Source organism: Pseudorhizobium sp. NPDC055634 (genome assembly GCF_053618655.1).
Genome location: NZ_JBSHHW010000006.1, coordinates 41180 through 60553 on the forward strand (window position 1 = coordinate 41180; position 19374 = coordinate 60553).

General features: G+C 64.7%; 21 protein-coding genes. 11 read left to right on the plus strand and 10 right to left on the minus strand.

The genetic code is table 11. The features are described 5' to 3' along the window. Nucleotides 1-14: 14 nt before the first annotated feature. The 4 genes from argH to ACWGPT_RS11565 all read left to right on the plus strand — a co-directional run bounded on the left by argH (nt 15) and on the right by ACWGPT_RS11565 (nt 5814). The gene (gene argH / locus ACWGPT_RS11550) at nt 15-1418 is read left to right on the plus strand and encodes an argininosuccinate lyase (RefSeq protein WP_452605752.1); all 1404 of its coding nucleotides are present in this window, start codon (nt 15-17) and stop codon (nt 1416-1418) included. Between the two features lie 84 nt (nt 1419-1502). Then, nucleotides 1503-1703: an LPS translocon maturation chaperone LptM gene (lptM, locus tag ACWGPT_RS11555; RefSeq protein ID WP_452605753.1), complete on the plus strand. Its 201-nt coding sequence runs from the start codon at nt 1503-1505 to the stop codon at nt 1701-1703. 12 nt (nt 1704-1715) lie between these two features. Further along, nucleotides 1716-2984: a diaminopimelate decarboxylase gene (lysA, locus tag ACWGPT_RS11560; protein WP_452605754.1), complete on the plus strand. Its 1269-nt coding sequence runs from the start codon at nt 1716-1718 to the stop codon at nt 2982-2984. A gap of 160 nt (nt 2985-3144) precedes the next feature. Continuing rightward, nucleotides 3145-5814, plus strand: a complete 2670-nt coding sequence (locus ACWGPT_RS11565; protein ID WP_452605755.1) for a TIGR02302 family protein — start codon at nt 3145-3147, stop codon at nt 5812-5814. Nucleotide 5815: 1 nt separating this feature from the next. On the opposite strand, the gene ACWGPT_RS11570 is transcribed toward ACWGPT_RS11565, so the two are convergent. From ACWGPT_RS11570 to ACWGPT_RS11580, 3 genes are all read right to left on the minus strand, one after another. Beyond that, nucleotides 5816-6193 carry a response regulator gene (locus ACWGPT_RS11570; protein ID WP_452605756.1) on the minus strand — a complete coding sequence of 126 codons (378 nt, stop codon included), beginning with the start codon at nt 6191-6193 and terminating at the stop codon, nt 5816-5818. Nucleotides 6194-6313: 120 nt separating this feature from the next. Then, nucleotides 6314-6868, minus strand: a complete 555-nt coding sequence (gene hpt, locus ACWGPT_RS11575; protein ID WP_452605757.1) for a hypoxanthine phosphoribosyltransferase — start codon at nt 6866-6868, stop codon at nt 6314-6316. 41 nt (nt 6869-6909) lie between these two features. Continuing rightward, the gene (locus ACWGPT_RS11580; protein ID WP_452605758.1) at nt 6910-7551 is read right to left on the minus strand and encodes a hypothetical protein; all 642 of its coding nucleotides are present in this window, start codon (nt 7549-7551) and stop codon (nt 6910-6912) included. A 209-nt stretch (nt 7552-7760) separates the two neighbouring features. Between ACWGPT_RS11580 and ftsE the strand changes: the two genes are divergently transcribed. The 4 genes from ftsE (at nt 7761) to ACWGPT_RS11600 (ending at nt 11154) form a co-directional block, all read left to right on the plus strand. Continuing rightward, nucleotides 7761-8420, plus strand: a complete 660-nt coding sequence (ftsE, locus tag ACWGPT_RS11585; RefSeq protein WP_452605759.1) for a cell division ATP-binding protein FtsE — start codon at nt 7761-7763, stop codon at nt 8418-8420. Next, entirely contained in the window at nt 8413-9420 is a 1008-nt protein-coding gene (locus tag ACWGPT_RS11590; protein ID WP_452605760.1) for a cell division protein FtsX, read from the plus strand. Before ftsE ends, ACWGPT_RS11590 begins: the two co-directional genes overlap by 8 nt. A 66-nt stretch (nt 9421-9486) precedes the next feature. Then, complete coding sequence (locus ACWGPT_RS11595) at nt 9487-10224, plus strand: YdcF family protein (protein ID WP_452605761.1); 738 nt, start codon at nt 9487-9489, stop codon at nt 10222-10224. Nucleotides 10225-10311: 87 nt separating this feature from the next. Next, nucleotides 10312-11154 carry a lysophospholipid acyltransferase family protein gene (locus ACWGPT_RS11600; RefSeq protein WP_452605762.1) on the plus strand — a complete coding sequence of 281 codons (843 nt, stop codon included), beginning with the start codon at nt 10312-10314 and terminating at the stop codon, nt 11152-11154. Here ACWGPT_RS11600 and ACWGPT_RS11605 read toward each other — a convergent pair. Continuing rightward, entirely contained in the window at nt 11129-11662 is a 534-nt protein-coding gene (locus ACWGPT_RS11605) for a gamma-glutamylcyclotransferase (protein WP_452605951.1), read from the minus strand. The genes ACWGPT_RS11600 and ACWGPT_RS11605 overlap by 26 nt on opposite strands. Before the next feature lie 53 nt (nt 11663-11715). Between ACWGPT_RS11605 and ACWGPT_RS11610 the strand changes: the two genes are divergently transcribed. Next, nucleotides 11716-12723 carry a DUF2125 domain-containing protein gene (locus tag ACWGPT_RS11610; RefSeq protein ID WP_452605763.1) on the plus strand — a complete coding sequence of 336 codons (1008 nt, stop codon included), beginning with the start codon at nt 11716-11718 and terminating at the stop codon, nt 12721-12723. A 2-nt stretch (nt 12724-12725) separates the two neighbouring features. Here the strand turns inward: ACWGPT_RS11610 and ACWGPT_RS11615 are convergent, their stop codons facing one another. The 3 genes from ACWGPT_RS11615 to ACWGPT_RS11625 all read right to left on the minus strand — a co-directional run bounded on the left by ACWGPT_RS11615 (nt 12726) and on the right by ACWGPT_RS11625 (nt 15604). Then, complete coding sequence (locus tag ACWGPT_RS11615; RefSeq protein WP_452605764.1) at nt 12726-13655, minus strand: prephenate/arogenate dehydrogenase family protein; 930 nt, start codon at nt 13653-13655, stop codon at nt 12726-12728. Beyond that, on the minus strand, nt 13652-14761 hold the full coding sequence (hisC, locus tag ACWGPT_RS11620) for a histidinol-phosphate transaminase (RefSeq protein ID WP_452605765.1): 1110 nt from the start codon (nt 14759-14761) through the stop codon (nt 13652-13654). The genes ACWGPT_RS11615 and hisC overlap by 4 nt, the downstream gene beginning before the upstream one ends. A gap of 78 nt (nt 14762-14839) precedes the next feature. After that, on the minus strand, nt 14840-15604 hold the full coding sequence (locus tag ACWGPT_RS11625) for a class I SAM-dependent methyltransferase (RefSeq protein ID WP_452605766.1): 765 nt from the start codon (nt 15602-15604) through the stop codon (nt 14840-14842). Between the two features lie 89 nt (nt 15605-15693). Between ACWGPT_RS11625 and gloB the strand changes: the two genes are divergently transcribed. Next, nucleotides 15694-16464, plus strand: coding sequence for a hydroxyacylglutathione hydrolase (gene gloB, locus ACWGPT_RS11630; protein ID WP_452605767.1), 771 nt, complete (start codon nt 15694-15696; stop codon nt 16462-16464). Between the two features lie 23 nt (nt 16465-16487). Beyond that, nucleotides 16488-16913, plus strand: coding sequence for a cupin domain-containing protein (locus tag ACWGPT_RS11635; RefSeq protein ID WP_452605952.1), 426 nt, complete (start codon nt 16488-16490; stop codon nt 16911-16913). Here the strand turns inward: ACWGPT_RS11635 and ACWGPT_RS11640 are convergent. The 3 genes from ACWGPT_RS11640 to ACWGPT_RS11650 are packed head-to-tail and all read right to left on the minus strand — an operon-like array spanning nt 16905 to nt 19258. Continuing rightward, the gene (locus ACWGPT_RS11640; RefSeq protein WP_452605768.1) at nt 16905-17552 is read right to left on the minus strand and encodes a lysoplasmalogenase family protein; all 648 of its coding nucleotides are present in this window, start codon (nt 17550-17552) and stop codon (nt 16905-16907) included. The two genes, ACWGPT_RS11635 and ACWGPT_RS11640, sit on opposite strands and share 9 nt — an antisense overlap. Nucleotides 17553-17562: 10 nt before the next feature. Then, on the minus strand, nt 17563-18453 hold the full coding sequence (gene yddG, locus ACWGPT_RS11645) for an aromatic amino acid exporter YddG (RefSeq protein WP_452605769.1): 891 nt from the start codon (nt 18451-18453) through the stop codon (nt 17563-17565). 31 nt (nt 18454-18484) lie between these two features. After that, a complete protein-coding gene (locus ACWGPT_RS11650) occupies nt 18485-19258 on the minus strand; it encodes a DUF3108 domain-containing protein (RefSeq protein ID WP_452605770.1) in 774 nt (257 codons plus the stop codon). Nucleotides 19259-19374: the final 116 nt, after the last annotated feature.

Below are 19374 nucleotides of genomic sequence, written 5' to 3' on the forward strand. Positions count from 1 at the left end.
CAGGACTTTGCATCATGGCTGACGGCACGAAGGACGCGGTTTCCTCCAACCAGATGTGGGGCGGTCGCTTCGCCTCCGGCCCGGATGCGATCATGGAGGAGATAAATGCCTCCATCGGCTTCGACAAGAAGCTCTACGCCCAGGATATCCGCGGCTCAGTGGCGCACGCGACCATGCTGGCGGCAAAAGGCATTATTTCCGCAGAAGATAAAGACAAGATCGTCGAGGGGCTGAACACGATCCTGTCAGAGATCGAGAGCGGCAATTTCCAATTCTCGCGAAAGCTGGAAGACATCCACATGAACGTGGAGGCACGGCTGGCCACCCTCATCGGCCCGGCCGCCGGCCGCCTGCACACCGCCCGCTCGCGCAACGACCAGGTGGCGCTCGACTTCCGGCTCTGGGTGAAGGAAGAGTTGTCAAAGACCGAACGGATGCTGACCGACCTGATCTCGGCCTTCCTCGACCGTGCCGAGGAACACGCCGATACCGTCATGCCGGGCTTCACGCACCTGCAGACCGCCCAGCCGGTGACCTTCGGGCATCACTGCATGGCCTATGTGGAAATGTTCGGCCGCGACCGGCAGCGGGTGCGCCACGCGATCGAGCATATGGATGAATCCCCGATCGGCGCCGCGGCGCTTGCCGGCACCGGCTTCCCGATCGACCGGCACATGACCGCGGCAGCACTCGGCTTCCGCGAGCCGACCCGCAATTCGATCGACACCGTTTCGGATCGCGACTTCGCGCTGGAATTCCTCTCCATTTCGGCGATCTGCGCGATGCACCTCTCGCGGCTCGCCGAGGAGATCGTCATCTGGTCGACACCGCAATTCGGCTTCATCCGCCTGTCGGACGCCTTTTCCACCGGCTCCTCCATCATGCCGCAGAAGAAGAACCCTGACGCGGCCGAACTGGTGCGCGCGAAGACCGGCCGCATCAACGGCTCGCTGGTCGCGCTGCTGACGATCATGAAGGGCCTGCCGCTCGCCTATTCGAAGGACATGCAGGAAGACAAGGAGCAGGTCTTCGATTCCGCCGAGAACCTGGAGCTTGCGATTGCTGCCATGACGGGCATGGTCCGCGACATGACGGTCCGATCCGACCGCATGCGCGCCGCTGCCGGATCGGGCTATTCGACCGCGACCGACCTTGCCGACTGGCTGGTCAGGGAGGCGGGGCTGCCGTTCCGGGACGCCCATCACGTGACCGGCCGGGCCGTGGCGCTTGCTGAGCAGAAGGGCTGCGACCTCGGTGAGCTCTCGCTTGCAGACCTCAAGGGTATTCACGACGCCATCACCGAGAAGGTCTTCGACGTCCTCTCGGTGGACGCGTCTGTTGCAAGCCGGACGAGTTTCGGCGGCACGGCACCCTCGGAAGTGCGCAAGCAGATCGCCTGGTGGCGCGCCCGCAACTAGCCATCGAAATGACGGCGGAGTGACTGCACAAGGGCCAGGAACTCCGCTATGACACCAGCGCAGCCTGCTTGGAAAGGAACCGGAATGTCGAAGATCGCTCAAAAATTCGGCGGCATCGCTCTGACGCTGGCGGTGGCCGGCATCGTTCTTTCCGGATGCGGCCGCAAGGGCGATCTCGACCGCCCCAGCACGCCCGTCGAGCAGCAGAACCTGCGCAAGACGGGAGACAACCGCAAGCCCGAGCCCGTCTCGGAAAAGCGCTTTTTGCTCGATCCCCTGCTCTGAACGAAGGCTTCCGTGAACCACTTCCAGTACATTGATGGCGTCCTGCACGCCGAGAACGTCCCGATTCCCGAGATCGCCAAGGCCGTCGGCACCCCATTCTACGTCTATTCGACCGCGACGCTGGAACGCCATTACAACGTCTTCTCCAAGGCCTTCGCTGATATCGACGCGATGGTCTGCTATGCAATGAAGGCGAATTCCAATCAGGCCGTGCTGAAGACGCTCGCCAGACTCGGGGCCGGCGTCGACGTGGTGTCCGGTGGTGAACTGCGCCGGGCGCTCGCCGCCGGCATTCCGGCCGACCGGGTCATGTTCTCCGGCGTCGGCAAGACCGCAGCGGAAATGGACCTGGCGCTCGATGCCGGGATCTACTGCTTCAACGTCGAGTCCGAGCCCGAACTCGAGGTCCTGAACCAGCGCGCGCAGCGCAAGGGCAAACGCGCGCCTGTCTCCTTCCGCATCAATCCGGACGTCGACGCCCGGACGCATGCGAAGATCTCCACCGGCAAGAAGGAAAACAAGTTCGGCATTTCCTACGAGCGTGCCCGCGCCGTCTACGCGCATGCGGCCACGCTGCCGGGAATAGAAGTGACCGGCATCGACATGCATATCGGCAGCCAGATCACCGATCTGCAGCCCTTCGAGGATGCTTTCCGGCTGCTGCGCGAACTGGTCGACACGCTGCGCGCCGACGGCCACGGAATCCATCACGTCGATATCGGCGGCGGGCTCGGCATTCCCTACCGGGACGACAACGATCCGCCGCCGCTTCCCGATGCCTATGCCGAGACGGTGAAGCGGCAGCTGAAGTCGCTCGACTGCAAGATCGTCACCGAGCCGGGCCGGCTCATCGTCGGCAATGCGGGTATCCTCGTGACCGAGGTCGTCTACGTCAAGGACGGGGGCGAGAAGTCCTTCGTCATCGTCGACGCCGCCATGAACGACCTGATCCGCCCGACGCTTTACGAGGCCTATCACGAGATCCGCCCCGTGATCGTGCCCGGTCCCGGTGCGCCGCGGATCCGCGCCGACATCGTCGGCCCGGTCTGCGAAACAGGGGACTACCTCGGGCTGGATCGCGAGATGGCGGCGCCGAAGCCCGGCGACCTCATCGCGGTGAGCTCCGCCGGCGCCTATGGAGCGGTACAGGCGGGCACCTACAATTCCCGCCTTCTGGTTCCCGAGGTCCTGGTCCGGGGCAGCGGCTTCCATGTAATCCGGCCGCGCGGCACCTACGAGGAACTCATCGGACTGGACTCGCTTCCCGCCTGGCTCGTCTGAAGCCTCATCAACGCCTGTTCACATCTGTTGGAGGCCGGCGGATTTATGCCGGCTTCGGCAACAGCGCTCTCGTCTTCGCCACAAAGATCGCTATCTTGAACGGATGCAGCGCTGCGCGCGGCGCGGCGTCGAGTTGCGCCTCCACGAGGAGAGGGATTGCATGAGCAATATCCGCAAAGGGGCGTTCGACGCCCTTCCGGGGCTTGCCCGACGGGTTGCCTGGAAGCGTGTCCTCGCCCGTGCGGTGCTCTTCCTCGAACGGGTGATACCCCGCCTCCTGCCCGTCGTCGGGGTCGCAGCCCTCTTCCTCGCCTTCGCATGGTTCGGCCTCTTCCGCCTCATGCCGGACATGATCCGCTGGGTTCTGCTGGCCGCCTTCGGGATCGCGTTTGCGGCCACACTTCTGCCGATCGCCCGCGTACGCTGGCCCGCCCCCGCCGATGCCGACCGTCTGCTCGAGGAGCGAAACCACCTGCCGCACCAGCCGGTCGCGGTGCAGGACGATGCGCTCTCCCACGACACCCCCTTCGCCCGCGCGCTGTGGAAGGAGCACCAGATCCGCATGGCGGAGCAGATCGCCGCCCTCGACGCCGGCCTGCCGCAGCCCGACATCGCCCGACATGACCGGCATGCCCTGCGCGCCATTCCCGCGCTCCTGCTGGTCATCGCCTTCGGCTTCTCCTTCTCCAACGGCGCGGGAACGATCGGCGATGCCTTCCGCCCGGCCGCGGCACCGGTCGATCTGGCCCCGGACCTGAGGATCGATGCCTGGCTGACGCCGCCTTCCTATACCGGCCGCCCGCCGGTCTTCCTCACCGGGGACGCGACCGGCGCGGCTTCGCCGCTCTCCCAGCCACAGCACTCGAAACTGACCGTCCGGCTTACCGGCGGAAACGGCGAGGAGACCGTGACCTTCAGACCGGCCGCACAGGCGGAACCTGTCGTCCTCGTGAGCGAAGAGGCGATCGCTGCGGAAAAGGCGACGGCGGGCGACGCTCAGGCGTCGCAGGTCGCTGTCCCCGCAACGCCTGCCACTCCCCCGGCAGGCCAGTTCCCGCAACGGCGCACCTATCTGATGACGCTCGACGGGAGCGGCGAGCTTGCGGTCAACGGGCAGACCTGGACGTTCGACGTCATTGCCGACCGCCCCCCGGAGATCGCCTTCGACAAGCAGCCGCGCCGTGCCGTGAACGGTGCACTGGAGATATCCTTCAAGGGCAAGGACGATTACGGCATCCGTGACGCCGAGGCGATCATCGAGCCGGCCGATGCGGCGGAAGCGGAAGCGTCCCCGCTCTACCCCCTCCCGACCTTTCCCCTCGAACTGCCCCGGCGAAGCGCCGAAGAGGTCAAGGGGCTGACCAGCCGCGACCTCACCGAGCATCCGCTGTCCGGGACGCGAGTGCGGATCACGCTCACGGCACGGGACGGCGCCGGCCAGACCGCGAAAAGCGAGCCCTTCGAGATGGTCCTGCCCGCCCGGCCCTTCTCGGAGCCGCTGGCTGCCGCAGTAGCAGAACAGCGGCAGGTCTTCGCCCTGGATAGCCGGCAGGTTCCGCGGGCGCTCGAACTCAACGAGGCCCTGACCCTTAGGCCTGACGAGACGATACCGAAACTGTCGCACTTCCTGCTTCTCCGTTCGGCCCACGGGCGAATGGAACTTGCCCTGAACGACGAACAGCTGAGGGAAGCGGCGGACTACCTCTGGACCATCGCGCTCGGGATCGAGGACGGCGATCTGTCGGCGGCGGAGCAACGTCTTCGGGATGCCCAGAATGCGCTGAACGAGGCGCTCAAGGACGGCGCTAGCGACGAGGAGATTGCCAAGCTCATGGAGGAACTCCGGCAGGCCATGCAGGAGTTCATGTCGGAGCTTGCCCAGCGCCTGCAGGACAGCCCCCGCGCATCGCAGGACATGCAGGCGCAGAACGTCCTTCGTCAGCGTGACCTGCAGAACATGCTCGATCAGATCGAGAACCTCGCCCGGTCGGGGAACCGCGATGCGGCCCAGCAGATGCTCTCGCAACTGCAGCAGATGATGAACAACCTGCAGGCCGGCCGCATGCAGCAGGGCCAGCAGGCGCAACAGGACAGCCCGATGCGCCAGCAGATCGACAAGCTTGGCGAGATCATGCAGGAACAGCAGCGGCTGATGGACCAGACCTTCCAGTTCGACCAGGCTCTGCGGGACCGCATGCAGCGAGGCGATCCCGGTGAGCAGGGCGAGCAGCCCTACGAAGATCAGCAGGCGCAACAGGGACAGCAGGGGCAACCGGGCTCGCCCACCGATGAGATGACCGCCGAACAGTTGCGGGAGGCGCTGAAGAACCTTCAGGCCCAGCAAGATGGTCTCGCCAAGAAGCTCCAGGAACTGCAGCAAGGCCTCAAGGACCTCGGCATGCAGCCGGGCCCGGGTTTCGGAGAGGCGGAGCGCGAGATGGGCAATGCCGGAAAGGCTCTGGGCCAGGGCGAAGGCGAACAGGCTGTCCAGGGCCAGGGCAACGCCCTCAATGCCCTGCGTCAGGGGGCCCAGGACATGATGCAGCAGATGATGCAGGCCATGCAGCAGGGCCAGGGCCAGGGTGAAGGCCCGGGCGAGGTCTCGCAGGGCGAGCGGAACGGCCGCGATCCGCTGGGACGGCCCCGCAACAACGAAGTGGTCATCGACGGGAGCCAGAAGGTGCCCAACGAGATCGATGTACAGCAGGCCCGGCGGATCCTGGACGCCATTCGCGAAAAGCTGGGTACCGCCATCGGAGAGCGGCTTCTCAACCCGTCAGCGGGTGAGATCGAGCGGAATTATCTGGAGCGCCTGCTGCAGTCCAAGTAGCTCAGGCGGCGCAGGTTTCCCGGCCCCGAAGTGCTGCGGCAACGGCCTTGCGGATTTCCGGCAAGGCAAACGGCTTCTGCACGACGTCGACGATCTTCTCGGCGAGATCGTCCGCCCGCTCCCGCTGCTCCGCATAACCTGTCATCAGGAGGATTTTGAGACCCGGGTGACGCGAGGCGGCGTGATGGGCGAGTTCGATCCCGTCCATGACCGGCATGCGAATGTCGGAAAGCAGAAGATCGAATTCCAGCTCCGCGAGCTTCTCCAATCCTTCCGCGCCGTCGCCCGCTTCATGGGTTTCGTGCCCGTCGAGACGAAGGGCACGAGCAACGAACATGCGCAGCGAATCCTCGTCCTCGGTAATCAGGATCTTGGCCATGGCGCTCGATTCTCCCTTTGGTCTTATTGAGGGAGCAAATCACCAGACTTTCCTTTGCGAGGAGTAAACGGGCTCCCGCAAAGCGGCTGACATGGTTAACGAGATACGGAGCGCGGACTGCTAGGTCTCGCCGGGCGCGTCGCCGGTGACGACGCCGACGAAGGGGAGTTCCCGGAAAGCGTAGGCGACGTCCATCCCGTAGCCGACGACGAAATAGTCCGGGCATTCGAAGCCGACATAGTCCGCCTCAAGGTCTTCCTTGCGCTTCACGCTCTTGTCGAGGAGCACGGCGATAGAGACGTGCCGCGCACCGCGCTCGTAAAGCATCTGCTTGGCAAACAGCAGGGTGCGGCCGGATTCCAGGATGTCGTCGATCAACAGCACGTCGCGATCCTTCACGTCGCTGTCGATATCCTTGACGATGCGCACGCCCTGCGAAACCGTGCCCGCCCCGTAGCTGGAGAGCGTGATGAATTCCACCTCCGGCGCCAGGCCGACATCGTGGAGCGCCCGGATGAGATCGGCGGCGAAGATGAAGGAGCCCTTCAGGATGGCGATGACGAGCAGGTCCTTCGTGGGACCCTTGGCGATCTCCGCAGCGATCGCGCGATTGCGTTCCGCGATGGCCTCGGCGGAATAAAGCGGCTCAATGATCTTGCCGCGAACGACGGGCATGGGGCTCTCCTGACTGCTTCAGAAGGCCGCCGATAGCATAATCAGGGCGTGGAGGCACCCGCCGATGCGAAGGAAAGCCGCAGTTGCGGCATTTTTCCACCAGGATGGGGAATGCGCGCGGAAAACCCGTGGCTCTCGCCAGCCCTGATTGCCGGCACGGGCGGGTCGATGACGGCACTGGCGACCGTCGCACCGTCCGACATCAGGTCCGCGTGGATCGGCAGCGCGTCGAGCGGATCCTCGCTGTTGTTTTTGATGATCCCGGTGATCAGCAGAAGCGACATGCCGTTCGCATCCTGCGGCGTCAGGTTAACATGCGTCAGATCGAGCCCGGCCGCATGTGCCCGCGCCGGCTCGGCCAGGAACAACGCGAAACCACCCGCGAGACCGAACACGGTCACGAAGACGACCGCGACGAGAGCCGCGAACACATCGGCCGAAAGGTTCATGAGCGACCGCTCTATCATCGAGAGGATTGCCCCGGCAGTCTGCTTCTCCGCCACTGCTCGCCGAGGGGCCGATCGCGGCCGAAGCCTTTCCGAACGTTCGGCTGCGGGCGCGTTTCTACGGGAGGTGGCGTTCACGGTGACGAAGGCGGCGTCCGCGACATTGCCGGTGGCGCGATGGGTGAGGCGTCCGCGGGCGGATCTCGGTTCGGGGGGCAGGATATCGATGACGGTCATCGCTCGCCTTTCCGGGCTCCGGCCTGCCGGGCCCTGAATGCCGCTTTTCCCCACTCGGAAAACTTGGCATTGAATCGAATCTTGCCCAGTCGTAAATTCAAATGGTTAATGCTTCGGAAATGCGGCCCTCAAGACGACCTGATCCGGCGGCGATGCAAATCGCCTGACTTCGGTTGCAGGGGCAGCGCAACACGGGACCAGGTTTCCTCTTGATCCACTTCGAGAACGTCGGCCTCCGCTACGGGATGGGGCCGGAAATCCTTCGGGACATGACCTTCGATATCCCGAAGCGGTCGTTCCAGTTCCTTACCGGCCCCTCCGGAGCCGGGAAGACGACGCTTTTGCGCCTGCTTTTCCTGTCGCTGCAGCCGACCCGCGGCCTGATCCGGATGTTCGGGCGCGACCTGACCCAGATCCCCCGCGGCGAACTGCCGATGCTGCGCCGGCGGGTGGGCATCGTGTTCCAGGATTTCCGGCTGCTCGACCACCTGACCACCTACGAGAACGTCGCACTTCCGCTGCGCGTCCGCGGCAAGGAGGAGAGCGGCTACCGGAACGATGTCGTCGAACTGCTGAAATGGGTGGGCCTCGGCGAACGCATCAATGTCCTGCCGCCGGTGCTTTCCGGCGGGGAGAAGCAGCGCGCGGCGATCGCGCGCGCCCTGATCGACCGCCCGGAAATCCTGCTCGCCGACGAGCCGACGGGAAACGTCGACCCGCCCATGGCAAAGCGGCTTCTCTCGCTCTTTCTGGAACTCAACCGACTGGGTACCGCCGTGGTCATCGCCACCCACGACCTCGCGCTGATGGACCAGATCGATGCGCGTCGCATGATCCTGACCGAAGGGCGGCTCGACATCTATGAATGAGATGACCCGCTCCAATCCGGCACAGCGACCGACGCAGCAGCGCACGGCGATGCGCGTGCGCCCGACCGGTCCCATCCTGCCGCCCTCCAACATCCAGGGCAATGCGCTGATCGTCGTCATCGCCATCATGGCCTTCCTGGCATGCCTGACCTTCGGCGCCGTCACCATGGTCCGGGCAACCGCATCCGGCTGGCAGAGCGAGATCGCCCGGGAGATCACGATCCAGATCAAGCCTTCCGAGGGGCTCGATATGGATGCGGCACTGGAGAAAGCCAGGGAACTGGCTCTCGGCTTCGTCGGCACCGAGCAAGGAACGATCCTCGACGACAGTGCAACGGCGCGGCTTCTCGAGCCCTGGCTCGGCACGGGGCTCGACCTGAAGGAACTGCCGGTTCCCAGGCTGGTGGTGATCACCATCGACGAGGAAAATCCGCCCAACTTTGCCGAGATGCGGGAACTGCTGGCGCATGAACTGCCCCAGGCGATCCTGGACGACCACCGCACCTGGGTCGACCGCCTCGTCTCGATGGCGAGCACCACGGTGATGATCGGCACCGGCGTCCTCGTCCTCGTCTTCACGGCCATGGTCCTCACCGTCGTCTTCGCGACCCGCGGCGTCATCGCGGGCAATCGCCACATCGTCGAGGTGCTGCATTTCGTCGGCGCGGAGAGCAGCTTCGTGGCGCGGGAATTCCAGAAGCACTTCCTCAAGATCAGCCTCAAGGGGTCGGCGGCCGGAAGCGCGCTCGCCGCAATCCTCTTCGCGACGCTGGGCTTCTGGCAGGCCAATACCCGGGCGACGCCCGAAAGCGACCAGGCGATGGCGCTGTTCGGGACGTTCTCGCTCGGGCTGAGCGGCTATCTCGGCATCATCGCGACAATGATCCTGATCGCGCTCCTGACGACGCTAACTGCGCGCCTGACCGTGATGCGCACGATCGACGAAATCGATCTCATCCGCTCGGATCCCGCGCGATCCGACGGTCTCCCCGCATCGTGAAGGTAGCGACCGGAGAGCGGATACAAAAACCTGTTCATCGCGGGGGACTCGGTCTATTCACTTCCCATGAGCACGACTCGTCAATCGAAGCAGGAACGCCTGCCCGACTCGCCGCGTGAGCGTGTAGCGACGCAGCTCTTTTCCCGGAGCAGCAGGCTGAGGCGGGTTGCGCGCTGGATCATAATCGGTTCCCTGGCCGTAATCGCCGCCATCCTCGGCGGGTTCCTGTGGTTTGCCGATTCGGTTGCCTCCCTGCGTCCGCCGGAAGGGGTAAAGGCCGATGCGATCGTGGTGCTGACCGGCGGCTACCAGCGCATCGACCAGGCGATGGGCCTGTTGCGCGACGGTGCCGGCAAGAAGCTGCTGATCTCCGGCGCACATCCTTCCACCAGCCCGGCGCAGATCCGCAAGATGACTCAGACGCCGTCCGACCTATTCTCCTGCTGCGTCGACATCGGCTATGACGCGATCGACACGATCGGCAATGCCAACGAGATCTCCCGCTGGATCCACGACAACGGTTTCAGCGTCGTGCTGGTGGTCACCCAGAACTACCACATGCCGCGCAGCCTTCATGAACTGCGCCGTGCCGACCCCGTTACGGAATTCATCCCCTATCCGGTGGTCAATTCGGACCTGACGCGCAAGGCGTGGTTCGCCGAACCGGACGTCGTCCGCACGATGATGCAGGAATATGTGAAGGTCGTCGCGGCGACGATGAGGGACTGGGTGGGCCTTGGCCACCGCAACGGCCTGCGAACCGGCGACAAGTCGGAGGCCGCCGGGTACAAGGCGAAGCTCTGAGAGCGGCCTTTGCCCATGCGTGGTTGAGACAGCTTTTGCTGCGGGTCATTCTCGTGTAGGCAGGCATCGTTCACGAGGAAGTCCCGTATGCTGATGGTTCGATCCATCCTCTTCAACCTGGCATTCTATGCCAACCTCATCCTGCAGATGATCGTCCTGACGCCGGTCTATTTCTCGCTGCCCCGCAAGGAGGCCCTGAGGGTCCCGAAGAACTGGGCGCGCTCCAACCACTGGCTGATGGAAAAGATCGTCGGGACGACCTTCGAGATCGAGGGGCTGGAGAATATTCCGGAAGGCGGCTGCATCTTCGCACCCAAGCATCAGTCCTTCTGGGACACTTTCGCGCTCCTGCCCTGGCAGAACGACCCCGTCTACATTCTCAAGCGCGAGCTCCTCTGGATCCCGCTTTTCGGCTGGTACGTGATGAAGCAGCGGATGATCCCGGTCAATCGCGGCGCCCGCGGCAGGGTGATGGTGGGCGTGATGGAGCGCACCAAGGAGGAGATGAAGAAGGGCCGCCAGCTCATCATCTATCCCGAAGGGACCCGTCGTCCGCCGGGAGCCGAGCCGGAATACCGCTATGGCATCGCGCGGATCTATCGGGACATCCAGGTGCCGGTCGTGCCTATCGCCATGCATCCCGGCCTGTTCTGGCCCCGCCGCCGGTCGATCCGCTACCCCGGCCATTTCAAGGTACGCATCCTTCCGCCGATAGAGCCCGGCCTCGACCCCGACGTCTTCTTCCAGACGCTGACTGACCGCCTCGAAAAGGCAAGCGACGAACTGCTCGTGGAAACCGTGGAAGCCAATCCGCACCTGAAGCTTCCACCGACCGCCGTCAAGCGACTGGCGGAACTGCGGGCGGCGGCGGAAACTCCACACCGCGCCGAAGCAGGCGCAGCCGTCACTCCAGATCGATCAGCCGGCTGACGCCTTCCAGCCAATGGTCGCGAATTCCCATCTCGCGAAGATGGGAAACCGTGTTGAGCACATAGGCCGGGTTGGGTCCGGACTTGCCCGCCGCACTTCGCACGATCTGCGCCGCTTCTCCCACGTCCAGCACGCCTGCATATTGTGCATGGCGGCGGTCCACCACATAGCTGAGCGCGTGGACCTGTCGCCGGTCGTCCAGCACGGCGGGCAGCAGTCGTTCCTTGTAGACGTGGGTGACGAGTTCCCGGGCCCGCAGGTAGGCGAGCACCTCGAGACGCTCCTCGCGCGGCACGCGAAATGCCAGGCCGCGACAGGAGCCGCCACGATCCAGCCCAAGGACCAGGCCCGGCTGTTCCGGAGTGCCGCGATGGACATGGGAGCGAACGCAGAGCGAGCGGCGATAGCCGAATATGTGCGCCTGGGCCTTCTCCTCGAAGGGGAAGCCCGGGTTCCACATGAGCGACCCGTAGCCAAATACCCAAAATTCGTCCATATCCGGCGCCATGCGTACCCGTCGGCGTAGTTTGCGCTGCAACAGACCACCTTTGGGAGAACATCATGGCAGCGTCAAGCCGATCCGGCACGGCGAAGAAAGTTTGGTTTCTCGCGATAGCCATCGTTCTGGTCATCGCCATCTATACCGGCGGGTGGTTCTACGCCGCCCACGCACTGAGAGAAAGGACGCTTGCGCTTCTCGGAAGCAAGGAGGCCGAGGGAGTGACGGCCGAATGCCTGGACGCCGAGTACCGGGGCTACCCGTTCCGGATCGGACTGTTCTGCTCGCGGGTCAACATCGACGACCGCAATCACGGGGTCTCGGCGAGCCTCGGCGCCCTCCGCTCGGCAGCACAGGTCTATGACCCCGGCCACATCATCTGGGAGATCGACGCGCCCGCGGAAGTCAGGACCAGCCACGGCCTTTCGGCCTCGTCGGTCTGGGAAAGCCTTCAGTCGAGCCTCGTCACCAGCAGCGGCCGCATCGAGCGCAGTTCGACCGTGATCCAGCATCCTTCCACGAGCCTCGTCTCCACAACAGCGGGGCAATCGCTGAGCCTTGCGGCCGACCGGGCGGAAATCCACCTGCGCCAGAACGGCGATGATCTGGACGCGGCGCTCAGCCTCGACAACACCCGGGCAAGGGACGAGGGTCTGGCGGACCTTCTCCCGGCCGCGTCTGCCGTCGTCGACATGACGCTGGTGGGCCGTGCCGGAATGGCGGATGGCACGGACCCCAACGGTCTTGCCCTCTACGGCACGCAAGGCGAGATGCGCAGGCTGGCGATCGATCTCGGCGAAGGCCGGCTCATCACCGTCACCGGCCCCTTCTCCATCGATGACGAGGGCTATCTTTCGGGCCGGCTGAAACTGCAGGTGGAGCAGATCGAGGCCTGGCGAAACAGCCTCGCCCAGGCATTCCCCGAGGTCGAGCCGGTCATCAGGACGGTTTCCGGCATGCTCTCTGCATTGACCGGGGGCGGCCAGAATGCCTCAATCGACCTGACGATCGACCGCGGCAAGGTGCTAGCCGGCGGATTTATTCCGGTCGCCGAGATCCCGCCGATCTGAGCCTATTTCTTGACGTCCAGCGCGTGGCGGCCGAAGTCGGGCGCGTCCACGTCCTGGCCGGCCTCGATGATCGACCGGCGGACGGCCCGCGTCCGCGTGAAGAGGTCGAACAGCTTGTCGCCCTCGCCCCAGCGGATCGCCCGCTGAAGATAGGCGAGGTCCTCGGAAAACCGTGCCAGCATTTCCAGGATCGCATCTCTGTTGTGCAGGCAGACGTCGCGCCACATGGTCGGATCGGAAGCGGCGAGGCGCGTGAAGTCGCGGAAACCGGAGGCGGAATACTTGATGACCTCCGATTCCGTCACCGTCTCGAGATCGTCCGCCGTGCCGACGATGTTGTAGGCGATGATATGCGGCAGGTGCGAGACGATGGCGAGAACCTTGTCGTGGTGCTCGGGGTCCATCTCGTCGATGCGCGAACCGAGCGCGGTCCAGAAGGCCTTGAGCTTGTCCAGGGCGCCTTGGTCGGTGTCCGGCAGCGGCGTGAAGATGCACCAGCGGCCGTGGAAGAGGCCCGCAAACCCGGCGTCGGGGCCGGATTTTTCCGTTCCCGCCAGCGGGTGGCCCGGAATGAAATGCACCCCCTGCGGCATGTGCGGCGCCATCTGCGCGATCACCGACGCCTTGGTCGAGCCGACATCCGTGACGATGGCTCCGGGCTTCAGGTTGGGGGCGATCTGCTTCGCCACCTCTTCGGAGGCGCCGACCGGAACGGAAACGATCACCAGGTCGGCATCGCGCACCGCGTCCGCCGCCGAAGCGACGTAGGCCGTCCCGAGATCCAGTTCCTCGGCCCGCTTCAGCGTCTGGCTGCTGCGGGTGGAGATGACGACTTCCTTCGCCAGCCCCAGTTCCTTGATATCACGGGCGATCGACGAGCCGATGAGGCCGATCCCGATGAGCGCGATCCGGTCGAAATGTGCGTCCGTCATGCGCCGCGGCCCATGAATTCGCCGAGCGTCTCGATCACGCCGCGGTTCGCCTCCTCGGAACCGACCGTCATCCGCAACGCGTTCGGGAAGCCATAACTTTTCACCGCACGCAGAATGTAGCCGCGGCTGGTGAGCAAGGCGTCCGCGTCCTCGGCCCGCTTGCCGTCGACATCCGGGAAATGGATGAGGAGGAAGTTGGTGACCGACGGCGTGACCGTGAGCCCGATCGCCTCGAAGGCATGCGTCAGCTTGTCCAGCCATAGGCTATTGTGCGCGACGGCGGCCTCGATGAAGCCCTGGTCGCGGATGGCCGCAGCTCCTGCGGCAATGGCCGGGGCATTCATGTTGAACGGCCCACGCACGCGGTTCAGCGCATCGACAATGGCGGCTGGCGCGTACATCCAGCCGATGCGCAGCGCTGCCAGCCCGTAGGCCTTGGAGAAAGTGCGCGTCATCACGACATTGCGGCTTCCCGAGACGAGCTCGAGCCCGGCCTCGTAGTCGTTGCGGCGGACATATTCCGCATAGGCCGCATCGAGCACCAGGACGACGTTCTTCGGCAGCCCCGCATGCAGGCGGCGGATTTCCGATACCGGCACATAGGTCCCGGTCGGATTGCCGGGGTTGGCGATGAAGACGATCCTCGTCTTTTCCGTCACGGCCGAAAGTATCGCATCCACGTCGACGCAACAGTCCTTCTCCTTGACGACGACCGGTGTGGCCCCCGACGCCATGATCTGGATCTTGTAAACGAGGAAACCGTGTTCGGTGATGATGCCTTCGTCGCCGGCCCCCAGGTAGACGTGGCAGAGAAGCCCGAGCAGCTCGTCGGAGCCGTTGCCGCAGAGGATATTGGCCGCGTTGAGGCCGTGCACGCCCGCGATCGCCTGGCGCAGATGGGTTGCCTGGCCGTCGGGATAGATTTCGAGATGGTCGGCCGCAGCCTTGAACGCTTCGATCGCCTTCGGGCTCGGCCCGAGCGGGGTTTCGTTGGAGGAAAGCTTGAAGACGCGCGCGACGCCCGGCGCATGTTCCTTGCCCGGCACATAGGCGGCAATGTCCAGGATACCAGGACGGGGAACAGGCTCGTTGACGACGATACTCATGGAAACGACCTTCTGAAGGGTGCCGGTACCGGCAAATAATGCTGTGGCATTAATGCCGAAACGGGTCTTTGTCGAGGGTCAGGCCCCCGCCCCGCAGCCATCGGCCGCATCCCGGGTCGTCGGCACGCCATGCGGGGCGAGGACGGGCACGAACACCCGGCGGGACGCCCGCGCGGCGACCGGCAGCCCCTGATAGAGACGCTTCTGTGCTTCGACGATGATGACGCCGGAAAAGACCGGCCAGAATCGTCGCCCCATCCGCTCAATCACGTTCCTGAACCGCAGCACGGTCCGCAACTTCGAGGGCGGAAAGAACAGTGCCTCGGCGCTCGCGGCGGGCGTAAAATTCGTTTCCCGCAGCAGGTGGGTCAGCTGGCGGCGTGAATAGGGACGGCCGGAGCCGAACGGGGTATGTTCCATGCGGGCCCAGACACCGCGACGGTTCGGGACAACGATGACGAGCCGTCCGCCCGGCGCGAGCACGCGCCACAATTCCTTCAGCGTCTCTCGCGGGTTCTCGGCGAATTCGAGCGAGTGCACCAGCAGCACGCGGTCGATCGAGGCGTCCGGCAGCGGCAGCTCTTCCTCAAACACGAGAGCCGTCGCCGACAGTTCACCGGAGGGCCAGTTCACCGCGCCCTGCCCGGCCGGCATGAAGGCGAAAGTCCGCTCGGTATCGGCACGGAAGCGTTCGAGATAGGGAACGGCATATCCCAGCCCGACAAGCCGCTCTTCCGGCAGCCTCGCCCAGAGGGAGGCGAGCGCGAAGGTGATCGATCGCTCCGCAAGGCGCCCCAACCGGGAGTGATAGAATTCGCGGAGATCGACGATATCTGTATGCATCGGAGAAATGCTAGCAGAGAGCGGTTGGACATCATAGCCGGAGCCCCTACATTGTCCGCCGGCGCCATTTTTGCAACGGGGACAGCATCATGAAGCCGCTGGAGATCGAAGTCTTCCAATGCCGGAGCGACAACTACGGCGTGCTCCTGCACGATCCCGAAACGGGGCAGACCGCGTCGATCGATGCTCCGGAGGAACAGCCCATCCTCGACGCCCTCGCAAGGCGGGGCTGGACGCTCACCCATATCCTGACCACCCATCATCATACCGATCATGTCGAGGGCAATCTCGGCCTCAAGGAGCGCTTCGCGGTCGAGATCGTCGGCCCGGTCAACGAAGCCGTCGCCATACCGGGACTCGACAGGTCGGTCGCCGATGGCGACGAATTCGAGTTCGGCGACCACACCGTCTGCGTGATCGAGACGCCCGGCCACACGGCGGGACACGTCTGCTACTATTTCCCGGACGACAAGATCCTCTTTGTGGCAGACACGCTTTTCGCGCTCGGTTGCGGGCGGCTGTTCGAACGACCTGCCGCGGACATGTGGCATTCGCTGCAGAGGCTCTCCGCGCTGCCTGACGAGACGGCGGTCTATTTCGGCCACGAGTACACGCTTTCCAATGCGCGCTTCGCACTGACCATCGACCCGGACAACAAGAGGCTTCAGGCGCGGGTTCGCGACATCGAGGAGGCCCGCGCGGCAAGCCGCTTCACCATCCCGACGACGATCGGGCTGGAGAAGGAGACGAACCCGTTCCTGCGCGTCACTGATCCCGCGGTGCGCCGCAACCTCCTGATGGAATCGAAATCGAACGAGGACGTGTTTGCGGAAATCCGCAAGCGCAAGGACAACTTCTAGCCCACCGAAAGGGCAGCGCGATGATGGACCCGCAGCAGATCATCAGCCTTCTCGACATGCAGCATCACCCTGAAGGGGGATGGTACACGGAGACGTTCCGCGACCCGGCAGGGGGCGACCGCAGCTATTCGACTGCGATCTATTACCTGCTCCAGGCAGGCGAGCGGTCCCACTGGCACCGGGTGCGCGACGCCGCGGAGATCTGGCACTATTATGGGGGCGATCCGCTCCGCCTCGACATCTCCATTGACGGGGTCAACCGGGAGGCGGTGACGCTCGGCATGGACATCGCCAACGGCGAGCGTCCCCAGGTCGTCATCCCGGCGGACGCGTGGCAGGCGGCGGAGCCCCTTGGCGCCTTCACCCTGGTCGGCTGCACGGTGGCTCCGGGGTTCGAATTCTCCGCTTTCGAAATGGCGCCTCCCGGCTGGGAGCCGGGCTCAGGCTGACGGGAGCCCCACGATCGCAAGAGTGAACACGAGCTGCGCTGTGTAGTAGCTCGCCCATACGACGTTGCGCAGCACGCGACTTGTCCGCGTGCCCGAGGCGACCAGGAACTTCTCCACCGCAAGTGCCGTGTCGGAGGACAGGAACAGGGCGGCCCCGACAAATACTGCCACATCCGTGACCGCCAGTGCCGTCAGGCCCATGCCGCCGATAACCAGCCCATAGACGGCGACCGGCAAGGCCAGGGGTCCGGCGGGGCCCCTGAGGACGAGGATCAGCACCGGAACCAGGACTGCCAGCAGGCCGGCGCCGGCAAGCCGCCACACCTCGCCGGAAATCGCTGCCGGGTCGGCCATCGGCCAGAACAGCATGACATAGGCCAGATGCGAGAGGAGGAAGGCGACGAGCCCCGCCATGAAGGCACGCTCGCCATCATGGGCAAGGCAGAAGTCCCCCAGGGCGCCGAGGAGGAGTGCCGTCGCCAGCCAGGCGGGCCCGCCGGCGACCATTGCGTAGACGGCCAGAAGCAGGACGGGCGCGGTCTTGAGAACCGCGCGGCGATGGCTGGCCGGCTTTGCGAGAAGGCGGAAATAAAAAAGCGCCAGCAGAACCGACAGAACAAGAGCCAGGAGAGCCAGCATCGGCGACAGGCTATTCTGCCGGCGTCGACTGCCGCGACGCTCGCGGCATGATCATGTCCCGTGCCGCCAGCACGGCTCCGCCGGTGATCAGCAGGCAGGCGACGCCGATGCGCCAGTCCGGCTCGGCGTAACCGCTTGCCACCAGGATCAGCGTCGAAAGCAGGGGAGCCGCATAGCTCGCGGCACCGATGATCTGGATGTCGCCGTTCTTCACCCCGTAGTCCCAGGCGTAGAAGGCAGCCCCCACCGGAAGCAGGCCGAGCCCCGCCACCGCCAACCATTCGCCGCCGCTGGCAGGCCACACCGTCGTCTCGAGAAGAAGATGGCAGAGGAGCGACAGGAGCGAGGTTGCCAGGCAGAACCCGGTGACGACATCGGTCGAGACACGGTCGAAGCTCCGCGTCAGCAGCGAATATCCGGACCATGTGAAGGCGCAGAGAAAGGCGGCTCCGTAGCCGAGGGCGTACTGGTCGTCGAAGGAGATGCCGTTTCGCGACACGATCGCCACGGTTCCCACAAGGCCGGCCACGGCGCCCGCGACATGATACCAGCGGAGACGCTCGCCGGGCAGCAGGGCCGATCCCACGACGATGAAAAGCGGCCACAGATAGGCGATCAGGCCCGCCTCCACCGCCGGCGCGCTCCTGAGCGCGGTGAAATAGAGGAAATGGTAGCCGAACAGACCGGCAATGCCGATGATCCACACCCTGGGCGGTTGGCGCAGGAACCTCAGCCGCTGCGGTCGTGCCGCGAAAAGGAGAAGACCCGGAAGGCTGCCGATCGCAAAGCTGATGGCCGAGAGCTGGAAGGGTGGCATCTTTCCGGACGCCGCCGTCATCAATGCCAGCAATGACCACATGAGAATGGCCGTGAAGCCGATCAGCGTCCCGCGTACCTTCACCCTGCCCCCTTCGGGGCGGATAGAGCCCCCGTCAGCCGCCGTATTTCGCGGCCTTCACATATACCTGCCCCATGCTCGTCGGTATGCGGGCATAAACGGGAGCATATACATTTACCGATTGCGCCTTGGCAAACCAGATCTCCATCGGCGTCTTCCTGAGATACTCGATATCGGAACGCCCGCGCTTGAAGCCTGATTTCGGCACGTAGCGGATCTCGCAGACCAGCACCTCGCCCTCGAAGCCTTCGGTGGAAAAGTTCTCCGTCCCCTTCGGAGTAAGGATAAGGTCCATCCGCGATTCCCCGTCATAGATGGGGACGCGGCGTGGGCAGGATTTCGCGTCACCGGAAAAGACCAGCCCCGTCAGCGGGTCGAGCACGGAACGCAGGTCCTCCGGCGCGACCGGCACCCAGCTGTCGGGCCGCGGCTTCGGCTCCGGCTTCGTCACGGACCGCGTCACGTCGCCGTTTTTGTAGGTTACCTCGTAGACGCGGGTGCGCTTGCCGGTCTTGTACACGAGGTCGTATTGCTCCGCCTCCAGCCTGTCGCCGCGCTTGCGACCGGTGACGCTGGTCTCCGCCGAGATCTTGCTGATGATCTCCGCCAGCCCCCAGGAGCGGAAGGTCCCGGCGATGCGGTATTCACTGCTGCCGAACTCGCTCGCGAAGGCCGCCCGTGCAATGGGCAGGATGCCGAGCGAGATATGATACTCGCTGACATGGCGGATACCCGCCGTTCCCACGGGTCCGGCCAGTAGGGAAAAGGCGCATGCTGTGGCTATAACGGCCCCGCGGCCCCTGGACATGATCGTGCCTCGACAGAAGTGAGCATGGGGATGGTCCGTCCCCGGTCGAAACGATATAAGCCCGCCACTATGGCAAGAAAATAGCCGGCCTCCGCCACTTGCACCGGATTCTGCAC

What these genes read in the sequence shown, in the direction of transcription:
- ACWGPT_RS11590 (WP_452605760.1), top strand. Translation starts at nt 8,413, where the DNA reads ATGAATGAGATGACCCGCTCCAATCCGGCACAGCGACCGACGCAGCAG.
- gloB (WP_452605767.1), top strand. Translation starts at nt 15,694, where the DNA reads ATGAAGCCGCTGGAGATCGAAGTCTTCCAATGCCGGAGCGACAACTAC.
- argH (WP_452605752.1), top strand. Translation starts at nt 15, where the DNA reads ATGGCTGACGGCACGAAGGACGCGGTTTCCTCCAACCAGATGTGGGGC.
- ACWGPT_RS11580 (WP_452605758.1), bottom strand. Translation starts at nt 7,551, where the DNA reads ATGACCGTCATCGATATCCTGCCCCCCGAACCGAGATCCGCCCGCGGA.
- hpt (WP_452605757.1), bottom strand. Translation starts at nt 6,868, where the DNA reads ATGCCCGTCGTTCGCGGCAAGATCATTGAGCCGCTTTATTCCGCCGAG.
- ACWGPT_RS11565 (WP_452605755.1), top strand. Translation starts at nt 3,145, where the DNA reads ATGAGCAATATCCGCAAAGGGGCGTTCGACGCCCTTCCGGGGCTTGCC.
- ACWGPT_RS11570 (WP_452605756.1), bottom strand. Translation starts at nt 6,193, where the DNA reads ATGGCCAAGATCCTGATTACCGAGGACGAGGATTCGCTGCGCATGTTC.
- ACWGPT_RS11625 (WP_452605766.1), bottom strand. Translation starts at nt 15,604, where the DNA reads ATGCATACAGATATCGTCGATCTCCGCGAATTCTATCACTCCCGGTTG.
- lptM (WP_452605753.1), top strand. Translation starts at nt 1,503, where the DNA reads ATGTCGAAGATCGCTCAAAAATTCGGCGGCATCGCTCTGACGCTGGCG.
- ACWGPT_RS11595 (WP_452605761.1), top strand. Translation starts at nt 9,487, where the DNA reads ATGAGCACGACTCGTCAATCGAAGCAGGAACGCCTGCCCGACTCGCCG.
- hisC (WP_452605765.1), bottom strand. Translation starts at nt 14,761, where the DNA reads ATGAGTATCGTCGTCAACGAGCCTGTTCCCCGTCCTGGTATCCTGGAC.
- ACWGPT_RS11640 (WP_452605768.1), bottom strand. Translation starts at nt 17,552, where the DNA reads ATGCTGGCTCTCCTGGCTCTTGTTCTGTCGGTTCTGCTGGCGCTTTTT.
- ACWGPT_RS11615 (WP_452605764.1), bottom strand. Translation starts at nt 13,655, where the DNA reads ATGACGGACGCACATTTCGACCGGATCGCGCTCATCGGGATCGGCCTC.
- ACWGPT_RS11600 (WP_452605762.1), top strand. Translation starts at nt 10,312, where the DNA reads ATGCTGATGGTTCGATCCATCCTCTTCAACCTGGCATTCTATGCCAAC.
- ACWGPT_RS11635 (WP_452605952.1), top strand. Translation starts at nt 16,488, where the DNA reads ATGGACCCGCAGCAGATCATCAGCCTTCTCGACATGCAGCATCACCCT.
- ACWGPT_RS11610 (WP_452605763.1), top strand. Translation starts at nt 11,716, where the DNA reads ATGGCAGCGTCAAGCCGATCCGGCACGGCGAAGAAAGTTTGGTTTCTC.
- ACWGPT_RS11650 (WP_452605770.1), bottom strand. Translation starts at nt 19,258, where the DNA reads ATGTCCAGGGGCCGCGGGGCCGTTATAGCCACAGCATGCGCCTTTTCC.
- ACWGPT_RS11605 (WP_452605951.1), bottom strand. Translation starts at nt 11,662, where the DNA reads ATGGCGCCGGATATGGACGAATTTTGGGTATTTGGCTACGGGTCGCTC.